Annotated in this window: 2 protein-coding genes; both read right to left on the bottom strand. The window is 72.8% G+C overall.

Features of this window, described 5'->3' with window-relative positions; genetic code table 11:
* The coding region (locus tag ACZ4UX_RS36505) for a non-ribosomal peptide synthetase (protein WP_465709801.1) at positions 1 to 13,152 on the bottom strand (13,152 nt) is incomplete at its 3' end.
* A gap of 93 nt (positions 13,153 to 13,245) precedes the next feature.
* On the bottom strand, positions 13,246 to 13,467 hold the full coding sequence (locus ACZ4UX_RS36510; protein ID WP_329488965.1) for an MbtH family protein: 222 nt from the start codon (positions 13,465 to 13,467) through the stop codon (positions 13,246 to 13,248).
* Positions 13,468 to 13,583 lie beyond the last annotated feature (116 nt).

Here is a 13,583-nt window from a genome sequence, read left to right on the forward strand (position 1 = left end):
GTTGGCGAGGCCGTGGTGGTGGACGAGGACGCCCTTGGGGCGGCCGGTGGAGCCTGAGGTGTAGATGGCGTAGGCGAGGTTCTGGCCGTCCAGGGTGCGCTGGGGTGTGGTGGTGGGGCGGCGGTCGATGCGGCGGTGGTCGCGTTCGAGGACGACGAGGGTGGCGTCGAAGACGGGGGTGAGGGTGGCGGTGAGGGCGCCGGAGGTGACCACGATCGGGGTGGCGGTGTCGGCGAGGACGTAGGCGAGGCGGTCGGCGGGCCAGGACGGGTCGAGCGGCAGGTAGGCGGCGCCGGCCTTCCACACGCCGAGGAGAGTGGGGACGAGGTCGGGGCCGCGCTCCAGGCAGACACCGACCAGGACGTCCGGTCCGGCGCCGAGGGTGAGCAGGTGGTGGGCGATGCGGTTGGCGCGTTCGTCGACCTCGCGGAAGCTGAGGCGGACGTCCCCGGCGATGACGGCGACCGCGTCGGGCGTCGCGGCGGCCTGGGCTTCGATCAGGTCGACGGTCAGGCCCTGCGGCCAGTCGACCGAGTCGCCTGCGGCCCAGGTCGTGAGCTGGGTGCGCTCGGTCTCGGGCAGGTGGGAGAGGGTCGCGTCGCCGTTGGGGTCGGCGGCCATCGCCTCCAGCACCAGCCGGTAACGCTCACCCAACAGGGCCAGCCGCGACCGGTCGACGGCCGCACTGGTACCGGCCAGCGTCAGATGGTCGCGCCGGGCCAGCACGTTGAGGGCGAACTCGTTGGCACCGTCGCCCATCGACCCGTCCAGGTCGACGGAGTTCTCGTCCACGACGTGGAAGTCCAGGTACTCGAAGAGGATCGAGACCAGATCTCCGGAGCTGCCGGCGGCGCGCTGGACGGCGGGCAGCGGGTAGCGGCGGTGGGACCAGATGGCGGTCTCCGTCGCGTAGGTCAGCTCGACCAGCTCACGCCAGGTCTTCGCGCCCCGACTGGTCGGGAACGGCAGGGTGTTGAGGTGCATGCCGAGCACCCGGTCCGCGCCGGGCGCCTCCAGGCGGCCGTGGTAGACGACGCCCGTGTGGAAGGCGTCCTCGGCGGTGAGGCTGCCGAGCACCTTGAGGTGCGCGGCCAGCAGCACGCTCTTCAGCGACGTCTTCGCCTCGGTGGCGAGCCGGCGCAGACCGTCCTCCAGGTCGCCGTAGTGGACGATCCGGCCGACGGGCGTACCCGGGGTCGCCGGATCCGCCCAGCTGCCGGGGAGGGCGAGTGGGCTGTGGGCGTCGACCAGGTGCTGCCAGAAGGCCTGGGTCTGCGGGTCGGAGAGCGCGGTCTGCTCGGCGGCAATGTAGTCGGCGTAGCGGACGGCGGGAGCCTCGTGGACCGCCGGTTCGCGGCCGTCGCGCAGCGCCCGGTAGACCTCCAGGAGCTCCATCAGCAGCGAGTTGAGCGTCCAGCCGTCGGTCACGGTGTGGCTGTGGCTGGTGGTCACCCGCCAGGCCCGGTCGGACTCGATGTGCACGGCGATCCGCAGCAGCGGGGCGGCGGCCAGGTCGAAGCCCGCCGCCCGCTCCTGCTCGACGTAGGCGGTCGTGCGCTCCGCCACCTCGGCCTCGGTCAGACCACGCAGATCGTGCGTGGTGAGCGGGACCTCGGCGGTGGCGTGCACCGACTGCAGCGGCTGGGAGAAGTCCGCGAGGTGCAGCGAGGTGCGCAGGATCTCGTGCCGGGCGGTGACCAGGTCGAGCGCGCCGCGCAACGCGGCGGCGTCGAAGGGCGCGGTGTCCGGGATCCGGAAGGAGTTCAGGTTGTGGTAGAGCCCGCGGTCCCCCGAACCCAGCAGTTCGACGAGCATGCCGGTCTGGACCTGGGAGAGCGGGTAGGCGTCGACGATGTCGGCCGGGAGGGCCGCGCGGTCGTCGTCGCCGATGAGGGCGAAGGGCTGGACGGCGGTGATCAGGGACTCGCCGGTGCCGTCACCGATCCGGGTCGCGAGGGCGGTGATGGTGCGCTGCTGGAAGACGTCGGGGATGGTGACGTCGTAGCCGGCGGCGCGCAGGGCGCCGACGAGGCGGACGGCGCGGATGGAGTCGCCGCCGAGGTCGAAGAAGCTGTCCTCGACACCGACCTGCGGCAGGCCCAGGACCTCGGCCCAGACGGCGGCGAGGCGCTCCTCGACCGGAGTACGCGGGGCGGTGTAGCCGCCGGTGGCGAACGCGTCCAGGTCCGGGGCGGGGAGGGCGCGGTGGTCGACCTTGCCGCTGTTGCTCAGCGGGACGGCGTCGATCGTCACGAACGCGCCCGGGACCATGTACTCCGGCAGCTGCCGGCCCAGTTCGCGCCGTACGGCGGCGATGTCCGGCGCGCTGCCGTCCTCGGTCACCAGGTACGCGACGAGGGCCTCGTCGTGGACGGTCACGACGGCCTGGCGGACCTGCTCCAGCCCGCTCAGGACCGTCTCGATCTCACCCAGCTCGATACGGTAACCGCGGACCTTGACCTGGCTGTCGATCCGGCCCAGGCACTCCAGACTGCCGTCCGCCAGGAACCGGGCCAGGTCACCCGTCGCGTACAGCCGCGAACCCGCCGCGCCGTACGGGTTCGGCAGGAACTTCTCCGCCGTGAGGTCCGCCCGCCCGTGGTAGCCCCGGGCCACCCCGTCACCGTCGATGAACAACTGACCCGTCACCCCCGACGGAAGCAGCCGCAGCCCCCCGTCCAGCACGTACAGGCCGGTGTTGGCCAACGGGTGGCCGATGCTCACCGCACCCGCACCCGTAGGCACCTCCCAGAAGCTCGACCAGATCGTCGTCTCCGTCGGACCGTAGACATTGACCACCCGCCGCGTGACCGCCGACAGGGCGGACGCCAGATGCCCGGGCAGCGGCTCGCCACCCGTCAGCGCGGTGACCGACCGCTCCTCGAAACCCGCCTCCAGCAGCAGCCGCCACGCCGACGGCGTCGCCTGCACATGACTCACCCCATGCGCCCCGACCAGAGCGATCAGCGCCGCCGGATCCTTCACCTCATGGTCCCGCGCCAGCACCACCCGGCCACCCGTGACCAGCGGCAGGTGCAGCTCCAGACCCGAGATGTCGAAGGACACCGAGGTCGAGGCCAGCCACACCGTACGGCCCTGGGCCCCCAGGTCGTCCCGGATCGAGGCGAGCAGGTTGTGCAGCGCACCGTGCCCGATCATCACGCCCTTCGGACGCCCCGTCGAACCACTCGTGTACAGCACGTACGCCAACTGCTCCGGAACCACCACACCCGGCACGGCAAGAGCCGGCGTCTCGTCGAGCACCACCGTGTCCAGGTCGATCCTCGTCCCGGCGAACTCCACCGACCGGCCGCTCACGGTCACCAGCACCGCCGCGCCCGAGTCCGCCAGCATGTAGTCGATCCGCTCACCCGGCAGCGCCGGATCGATCGGCAGATACGCCCCACCCGCCAGCCACACGCCGTGCAGCAACGGCACCAGATCCGCCTCACGCGGCAGGCACACACCCACCACGCTCTCCGGACCGACACCCGCCGCCCGCAACAGCGCACCGAACCGCGCCGCCCGCTCCGCCACCTGCCCGTACGTCAGCTCCACATCACCGACCACCACCGCGACCGCGTCCGGCGACTCCACGACCCGGGCCGCGAACGCCTCCGGCGCACTGACCGTCGACCACACCACCTCACGCCCCGGCGCCGACAACACCGCCACCTCGGCCCCGGACAACGGCACCACACGCGCGTCACCCTCCGGATCCGCCGCCATCGCCTCCAACACCGACCGGTACAACCCACCCAACCGCTCCAGGCTCGCCTGGCTGAGCACCCCGGCCGAGACGTGGAAGTTCACGCTGCCGCGGGTCGGGATGACGTTGAGCGCGAACTCGTTGATGCCGTCGCTGACTCCGCCGTCCACGTCGACCGCTTCGGTGTCGACCTGGTGGAAGTCGAGGAACTCGAACAGCACCGTGAGCAGGTCGCGGGTGTTCCCGGCGGCGCGCTGGATGGCGGGCAGCGGGTAGCGGCGGTGCGACCAGATCTCGGTCTCCGTCACGTAGGTCCGCTCGACCAGCTCACGCCAGGTCCTCGCGCCCCGGGTGGTCGGGAACGGCAGGGTGTTGAGGTGCATACCCAGCACCCGGTCGGCACCCGGCGCCTCCAGACGGCCGTGGTAGACCACACCGGTGTGGAAGGCCTCGTCCGGGGTGAGGGCGGACAGCACCTTGAGGTGCGCCGCGAGCAGCACGCTCTTGAGCGAGGTCTTCGCCCGGGCGGCCAGCGCCCGCAGGCCGTCCTCCAGGTCCGCGAACGGCACCTGGAGGTGCCGGCGGGTCGCCTCGCCCGCCTCGGCGGCCCAGCCGGCCGGGAGCGCCAGCGGCGTGTGCTCCTCGACGATCTGCTGCCAGAAGGCCTGGGTCGCCGGGTCGGCCAGCGCGATCTGCTCGGCGGCGATGAAGTCCGCGTACCGCACCGCCGGCTGCTCGTAGGCGTCCGGCGCGCCCGCGGCGCGCAGCGCGCGGTAGCAGTCGAGCACCTCCATCAGCAGCGAGTTGTAGCTCCAGCCCTCCGAAATGGCGTGGTTGTAGGTGAAGTTGAGCCGCCAGGAGTCCTCGGACTCGACGAGGGCCGAGACCCGCAGCAGCGGCGCGACGGTGAGGTCGAAGGTCCGGGACTGCTCCCGCGTCAGGAACTCGCCCTTGAGTCGGGCCCGTTCGGCCTGATCGAGGCCGCGCAGGTCCTCCAGGACCACCGGGTAGTCGGCGGTGGCGTGCACGATCTGCAGCGGCTCGTCGAAGCCCTCCAGGTGCATCGAGGTGCGCAGGATGTCGTGGCGGGCCGCCACGGTGTCCACGGCGCCCTGCAGCGACTCCAGCGAGAAGGGCTGCCCGTCCCGGATCAGGAAGGAGTTGACGTTGTGGTACAGGCTGCGCTGCTTCCCGGGGGCGGCGGCGGTGGCGAGCAGCTCGACGAGCATGCCGGTCTGCACCTGGGAGAGCGGGTAGGCGTCCACGGCGTCGGCGGGCAGCAGCGCCCGGTCACCGTCGCCGATCAGCGCGAACGGTCGGACGGCGGTGATCAGCGACTCGCCGCCGGTCCCGACCGTGGCGGCCAGCGCGGCGACGGTGCGGTGCTCGAAGACCGCGGGGACGGTGATGTCGAAGCCCGCCGCGCGCAGCGCGCCGACCAGCCGGACGACCCGCATCGAGTCACCGCCGAGGTCGAAGAAGCTGCTCCGCACGCCCACCTGCGACAGGCCGAGGACGTCGGCCCAGATGGCGGCGATCCGCTCCTCGGCGGGGGTGCGCGGGCCGACGTACTCCGAGGCGTCGAAGGCTTCGGCGTCGGGGGCGGGCAGCGCACGCACGTCGACCTTGCTGCTGCTGGTCAGCGGGATCCGGTCGAGCAGGACGTAACCGGCCGGGACCATGTACTCCGGCAGGCTCTCGCCGAGCCGGGCGCGCAGCCCGGTGAGGTCGAGCGGCCCGGCGGCCACCAGGTAGGCGATCAGGCGCTTGACCCCCGGGGCCGGCTCGTGGACGGTCACCACGGCGTCGCGGATGTCCGGGTGGGAGGTCAGCGCGGACTCGATCTCGCCGAGCTCCACGCGGTGGCCGCGGATCTTGACCTGGCTGTCGATCCGGCCGAGGGAGTCGAGGCTGCCGTCGGGCAGGCGGCGGGCGAGGTCGCCGGTGGCGTAGAGGCGGGCTCCGGGCGGCCCGAACGGGTCGGGGACGAAGCGCTCGGCGGTGAGTGCGGGGCGGTCGAGGTAGCCGCGGGCCACGCCGGGGCCGCCGACGTGGATCTCGCCGGGAACGCCGGTGGGTACCAGGCGGCCGGCCGCGTCCAGCAGGTGGATGGTGAGGTCGCCGACCGGGCGCCCGATGACGCTGCGGCGCGGGTCGGCGAGGTCCTCGGCGCCGACCCGGTGGTAGGCGCAGTGCATGGTGGTCTCGGTCGGGCCGTACAGGTTGACCGGCTCGGGGTGGTCCAGGCCCATCCGGGCGATCCAGGGCTGGAGTTCGGCGGCCTCCAGCCGCTCACCGCCGAAGGCGACCAGGCGCAGGGCCAGCCGGTCGAGCCGCGGGTCGCCGTCCTTGGCGGCCGCCGCGAGCGCGGAGAACGCGGAGGGCGTCTGCAGCAGGACGGTGACCTGCTGCTCGACCATGAGGTCCAGGAAGTCGTGCGGCGAGCGGGCGACCGCCGAGGGGACGACGACGAGCCGGCCGCCGTGCAGCAGGGCGGCCCACATCTCCCAGACGGAGACGTCGAAGCTGTAGGCGTGCGACTGGGTGACCACGTCGCCCGGCCGGAAGCCGAACTGCCCCCGGGTGGCCGCGAAGTGGCGGGCGACGTTGGCGTGGGTGAGGCTGACGCCCTTGGGCAGGCCGGTGGAGCCCGAGGTGTAGATGACGTAGATCAGGTTGTCCGGACGCACACCGGTCACGGGCGCGGTCGCCGGGCGGGCGTTGATCTCCGCCGCGTGGGTGTCGACGAACACACGGGTGCCGGTGAACTCCAGCTCGTCGAGGGCGGAGTGGGTGACGAGCAGGTCGGCGTTGGCGTCGGCGAGCATGTAGGCGAGGCGGTCGGCGGGGTTGGCCGGGTCGAGCGGGAGGTAGGCGGCGCCGGACTTCAGGATGCCGAGGAGGGCGGGGATGAGGTCGGGGCCGCGTTCCAGGGAGAGGCCGACGATCCGCTCGGGGCCGGCGCCCAGCGCGATGAGGTGGTGGGCGATGCGGTTGGCCCGCTCGTCCAGCTCGGCGTAGGTGAGGTGGGACGCGCCGCTGGTCAGTGCGATGGCGTCGGGGGTGCGGGTGGCCTGGGCGGCGAACAGCTCGTGGACGCAGTCCTCGACCGGCTGCTCGACGGTGGTGTTCCAGGTGTCGAGCAGTCGGGAGAGTTCGTCGGCCGGGAGGTGGGCGGCGCGGGCGTCGCCGTCGGCGTCGCCGGCCATGGCCTCCAGGACCGACCGGTACATGGCGCCCAGCCGCTCCAGGTTCGCCGCGGTGAAGAACTCCGTCGAGCCGCTCAGGTTGAAGTACCCGTTCGAGGGGATCGCGTTGAGCGCGAACTCGGTGCCGCCGTCGTTGATCCCGCCGTCCACGTCGACGGTGTCGGTGTCGACCTGGTGGAAGTCGTGGTGGTCGAAGAGGACGGTGATCAGGTCACGGGTGTTGTCGGCGGCGCGCTGGATGGCGGGCAGCGGGTAGCGGCGGTGCGACCAGATGGCACTCTCGGTCGCGTACGTCCGCTCGACCAGCTCACGCCAGGTCTTCGCGTCCCGGGTGGCCGGGAACGGCAGGGTGTTGAGGTGCATGCCCAGCACCCGGTCGGCGCCCGGCGCCTCCAGCCGGCCGTGGTAGACCACGCCGGTGTGGAAGGCCTGCTCGGAGGTGAGGCTGCCCAGCACCTTGAGGTGCGCGGCCAACAGCACGCTCTTGATCGACGTCCTCGCCTCGGCGGCCAGCGCCCGCAGGCCGTCCTCCAGGTCCGCGAACGGCACCTGGTGGCTCACCTGCCCTCCGCGCTCGCCGCCCCACCCGGCCGGCAGCGCGAGCGGGCTGTGCTCGTCGACGATCCGCTGCCAGAAGGCCTGGTCGGCCGGGTCGGCGAGGGAGGCCTGTTCGGCGGCGATGTAGTCGGCGTAACGGACGGCGGGCTCCTCGTGCACTGCCGGCTCACGGCCCTCGGACAGCGCCCGGTAGACGTCCAGGAGCTCCATCAGCAGCGAGTTGAGCGTCCAGCCGTCGGTCACGGTGTGGCTGTGGCTGAAGGTCAGGCGCCAGGCCCGGTCGGACTCGATGTGCGCGGCGAAGCGCAGCAGCGGGGCGGCCGTCAGGTCGAAGCCGGCCGCGCGCTCCTCCCGCAGGTAGGTGTCCGCCCGGTGCTGTGCCTGCTCGGCGGTGAGGCCGCGCAGGTCGTGCACGGCGAGCGGGAAGGTGACGGTGGCGTGCACCAGCTGGAGCGGCCGGGAGAAGTCCGCGAGGTGCAGCGAGGTGCGCAGGATCTCGTGCCGGGCGGCGACCAGGTCGAGCGCGCCGCGCAGCGCGACGGCGTCGAAGGGCACGGCGTCGGGGATCCGGAAGGAGTTCAGGTTGTGGTAGAGCCCGCGGTCGCCGGAGGTCATCAGCTCGACCAGCATGCCGGTCTGGATCTGCGAGAGCGGGTAGGCATCGACGACGTCGGCGGGCAGGGCCGCGCGGTCCTCCTCCGCGATCAGCGCGAACGGCTCGACGGCGGTGATCAGCGACGCGCCGCCGTCGCCGACCGTGGCGGCCAGGGCGGCGACGGTGCGGTGGTCGAAGACGTCGCGGATGCTCACGTCGTAGCCGGCCGCGCGCAGCGCGCCGACCAGGCGGACGGCGCGGATGGAGTCGCCGCCGAGGTCGAAGAAGCTGTCCTCGACGCCCACCTCGGACAGGCCGAGCACCTCGGCCCAGACCGCCGCCAGGCGCTCCTCGACAGGGGTGCGCGGGGCGGTGTAGCCGCTGGTGCTGAAGGCGTCCAGGTCCGGCGCGGGCAGCGCGCGGCGGTCGAGCTTGCCGCTGTTGCTGAGCGGGAGGGCGTCCAGGGCGACGAACGCGGCCGGGACCATGTACTCGGGCAGGGTGACGGCCAGCGCCGCGCGCAGCGCCGCCGTGTCGGCGCCCGCCCCGGCGGTCCCGGTGACGACGTAACCGACCAGGGACTTCTCCCCCGCCGCGTTCTCGCGCACGGTGACCACGGCCTGGCGCACCCCGGCGCAGGCGGCCAGTGCGGCCTCGATCTCGCCCAGCTCGACGCGGTAGCCGCGGATCTTGATCTGGCCGTCGATCCGGCCGAGGAAGTCGATGGCGCCGTCGGGCAGGCGGAGGACGAGGTCGCCGGTGCGGTAGAGGCGGGCGCCGGGCGCGCCGAAGGGGTCGGGGACGAACCGCTCGGCGGTCAGCCCGGGGCGGTCGAGGTAGCCGCGGGCCAGGCCCGGGCCGCCGATGTGCATCTCACCGGGCACGCCGACCGGCACCGGGTGGCCGGCGGTGTCCAGGAGGTGGATGCTCAGGTCCCCCAGCGCATGGCCGATGTTGCTGCGGTGGGAGGTGGCCACCTCGTCGGCGGTGATCACGTGGTGGGTCGCGTACACGGTGATCTCGGTGGGGCCGTACATGTTGACCAGGGCCGGGCGCTCGGTGCCCTTGCGGGCCGCCCAGGAGCGGAGTTCGGCCATGTCGAGGCGCTCACCGGCGAAGATGACGGTGCGCAGGGCGAGTCGGTCCACCCGCGGGTCGTCCTGCTCGGCCAGGCCGGACAGCGCGCGGAAGGCGGACGGCGTCTGGCACAGCACGCTGACCCGCTCGCGGACCAGCAGGTCGATCAGGTCGTGCGGGGAGCGGCTCACGGTGGGCGGGACGACGACGAGGCGGGCGCCGTGCAGCAGGGCGCCCCACATCTCCCAGACGGAGACGTCGAAGGCGTAGGAGTGGAACAGCGCCCACACGTCGTCCGCCGAGAAGGCCAGCTGCTCGCGGGTCGTGGTGAACAGGCGCGCGACGTTCGCGTGGGTGAGGCTGACCCCCTTGGGCAGGCCGGTGGAGCCCGAGGTGTAGATGACGTAGATCAGGTTGTCCGGGCGCACGTCCGTGATCGGCGCGGTGGCCGGACGGGCCGCGATCTCGGCGGCGTGGGCGTCGACGAACACACGGGTGCCCGTGAACTCCAGCTCGTCCAGGGCGGAGTGGGTGACGAGCAGGTCGGCCTTGGCGTCGGCCAGCATGTAGGCGAGGCGGTCGGCCGGGTTGGAGGGGTCCAGCGGCAGGTAGGCGGCGCCGGACTTCAGGACGCCGAGCAGGGTCGGGACGAGGTCCGGGCCGCGCTCCAGGCTGACGCCGACCACGGTGTCGGGACGGGCACCGAGGGCGGTGAGGTGCTGGGCGATGCGGTTGGCCCGCTCGTCCAGCTCGGCGTAGGTGAGGTGGGACGAGCCGCTGGTCAGGGCGACGGCGTCCGGGGTGCGGGCGGCCCGGGCGGCGAACAGCTCGTGGAGGCAGGCGTCCACGGGCAGTTCGGTGCGCCGCTGCCAGTCGGCGAGCAGCCGGCGGTCGGTCTCGGGCAGCGGGACGGCGAGGGCGTCACCGTCCGGATCGGCGGCCATCGACTCCAGGACCAGCCGGTAGAGGGCGGCCAGCCGCTCCAGGTTCGCGCCGCCGAGGGCGCCGGCTCCGGCGGCGAGGCCGAGTCGTCCGTTGCCGGCGATGGCCATCAGGGCGAACTCGTTGCCGCCCCCGTCCAGGCCGCCGTCGATGCCGATGCCGCCGGCGGCCTTCCCGCTGTCGACCTGGTGGAAGTCCTGGTAGTCGAAGAGGGTCGACAGCAGGCCGACGCCGCCCGCGGCGCGCTGGACGGCGGGCAGCGGGTAGCGGCGGTGGGACCAGATGGCGGTCTCGGTGGCGTAGGTCCGCTCGACCAGCTCGCGCCAGGTGCGGGCACCGCGGGTGGTCGGGAAGGGCAGGGTGTTGAGGTGCATGCCGAGCACCCGGTCGGCGCCGGGCGCCTCCAGTCGGCCGTGGTAGACCACGCCGGTGTGGAAGGCCTCGTCCGGGGTGAGGGCGGCCAGCACCTTGAGGTGCGCGGCCAGCAGCACGCTCTTGAGCGAGGTCTTCGCCCGGCCGGCGAGGACGCGCAGCCCGTCCTCCAGGTCGGTGTAGTCGACGGTCCGGTCGACCGGGGCCCGCCCCGCCTGGTCCGCCCAGCTGCCGGGCAGCACCAGCGGGCTGTGCTCGTCGACGACCTGCTGCCAGAAGGCCTGGTCGGCCGGGTCGGCGAGGGAGGCCTGTTCGGCGGCGATGTAGTCGGCGTAGCGGACGGCGGGCGCCTCGTGGACCGCCGGTTCACGGCCCTCGCAGAGCGCCTGGTAGACGCCCAGGAGCTCCATCAGCAGCGAGTTGAGCGTCCAGCCGTCGGTCACGGTGTGGCTGTGGCTGAAGGTCAGGTGCCAGGCCCGGTCGGACTCGATGTGCGCGGCGATCCGCAGCAGCGGGGCGGCGGTCAGGTCGAAGCCGGCCGCGCGCTCCTGCCGCACGTACTCGCGTGCCCGGTCCTGCGCCTGGTCGGCGGTGAGGCCGCGCAGGTCGACGGTGGTGAGCGGGATCCGCGCCGAGGCGTGCACGAGCTGCAGCGGCTGCGCGTACCCGGACAGCGCGATCGAGGTGCGCAGGATCTCGTGACGCTCCGTCAGGATGTCGACGGCGCGGCGCAGCTCCTCCGCCGCGTAGCCGATGCTCTCGGCGATCCGGAAGGAGTTGAGGTTGTGGTAGAGCGTCGAGTCCTGGGCCGCCGCCAGTTCGACGAGCATGCCGGTCTGCGCCTGGGAGAGCGGGTAGGCGTCGACGACGTCGGCCGGGAGGGCCGCGCGGTCGTCGTCGCCGATGAGGGCGAAGGGCTGGACGGCGGTGATCAGGGAGTGGCCGGTGCCGTCACCGATCCGGGTCGCCAGGGCGGCGATGGTGCGCTGCTGGAAGACGTCGGGGATGGTGACGTCGTAGCCGGCGGCGCGCAGGGCGCCGACGAGTCGGACGGCGCGGATGGAGTCGCCGCCGAGGTCGAAGAAGCTGTCCTCCACACCGACCTGCGGCAGGCCGAGGACCTCGGCCCAGACGGCGGCGAGGCGTTCCTCGACGGGGGTGCGGGGGGCGGTGTAGCCGCCGGTGGCGAACGCGTCCAGGTCCGGGGCGGGGAGGGCGCGGTGGTCGACCTTGCCGCTGTTGCTCAGCGGGACGGCGTCGATCGTCACGAACGCGCCCGGGACCATGTACTCGGGCAGGGTTTCGGCGAGGCGGGCCCGCAGCTCCCCCGCGTCCACCCGGCCGCCGGCGGGCACGACATACGCGACGAGGGCCTCGTCGTGGACGGTGACGACGGCCTGGCGGACCTGCTCCAACCCGCTCAGGATCGTCTCGATCTCACCCAGCTCGATGCGGTAACCGCGGATCTTGACCTGGCTATCGATCCGGCCCAGGCACTCCAGGCTGCCGTCCGCCAGGAACCGGGCCAGGTCACCCGTCGCGTACAGCCGCGAACCCGCCGCGCCGTACGGGTTCGGCAGGAACTTCTCCGCCGTGAGGTCCGCCCGCCCGTGGTAGCCCCGGGCCACCCCGTGACCGTCGATGAACAGCTGGCCGGTCACTCCGGGGGGCAGCTGCCGCAGTCGCTCGTCCAGCACGTACAGGCCGGTGTTGGCCAGCGGGTGGCCGACGGCGATGGTCTCCGGCTCCTCGGGGACGTCCCAGAAGCTCGACCAGATGGTGGTCTCGGTCGGACCGTAGACGTTGACCACCCGCTGCGTGGTCTCGATCAGCCGGGTCGCGAGGTGCGCCGGGAGGGGCTCGCCGCCGGTCAGGGCGGTGACCGTCCAGTCGTCGAAGCCGGCCTCCAGCAGCAGTCGCCACGCCGACGGCGTGGCCTGCACATGGGTCACCCGGTGGGCCCCGATCAGGGCGATCAGTGCCGCCGGGTCCTTCGCCTCGTGGTCCCGTGCCAGCACCACCCGGCCACCCGTGACCAGCGGCAGGTGCAGCTCCAGACCCGAGATGTCGAAGGACACCGAGGTCGAGGCCAGCCACACCGTACGGCCCTGGGCCCCCAGGTCGTCCCGGATCGAGGCGAGCAGGTTGTGCAGCGCACCGTGCCCGATCATCACGCCCTTCGGACGCCCCGTCGAACCACTCGTGTACAGCACGTACGCCAACTGCTCCGGATCCACAGCGCACGGAACGGGCAGCGGAGCAACCTCGTCGAGCACCACCGTGTCCAGGTCGATCCTGGTCCCGGCGAAGTCCACCGCCTGACCGCTCACGGTGACCAGCACCGCCGCGCCCGAGTCCGCCAGCATGTAGTCGATCCGCTCACCCGGCAGCGCCGGATCGATCGGCAGATACGCGCCACCCGCCAGCCACACGCCGTGCAGCAACGGCACCAGATCCGCCTCACGCGGCAGGCACACACCCACCACGCTCTCCGGACCGACACCCGCCGCCCGCAACAGCGCACCGAACCGCGCCGCCCGCTCCGCCACCTGCCCGTACGTCAGCTCCACATCACCGACCACCACCGCGACCGCGGTCGGAGTGGCCGCCGCCTGGGCTGCGAACAGCTCGCCGGTCAGCACGGGGCTGCTCGCATCGATCCGCGATCCTGACACTTCGACTTGCTCCACTTCGGGCGGGTAGCTGGCGGTGACATCACCGTCCGGGGCGGCCGGCGTCGCCCTCAGCGGGCGTGCGGCCTCCCCGGACGAGTCGGTGGTGGGTCAGTTGGCGGCGGCCTGGGCGGCCATCCGGGTGCGCAGGCTCAGCGGGCGCATGTCGGTCCACACCTCGCCGATGCGGGTGAGGCACTCCTGCTTGGTGCCACCGGTGCCCTCGGCCCGCCAGCCGTCCGGCAGGGCGCGGTCCGCCCACCAGATCGAGTACTGCTCCTCGTCGTTGAGCACCACGAGGTAGCTCTGCTCGTCGACAATCTGCTCAGCCATGACGCTCCCGAGTTCACGGTGGGATGGGATTCCCGGCCAGTCTGCGCAGCCTCGCTATAACGCCCCTATACGGCGCCGGGCCGGCCGTTCCGGCACCGCCGCCGGAAACCGGAAGT

This window comes from Kitasatospora sp. NPDC028961, assembly GCF_055564815.1.

Bases quoted from the DNA above. Each gene is read 5' to 3' on its own strand.
- ACZ4UX_RS36510 (WP_329488965.1), bottom strand. From the start codon at position 13,467: ATGGCTGAGCAGATTGTCGACGAGCAGAGCTACCTCGTGGTGCTCAAC.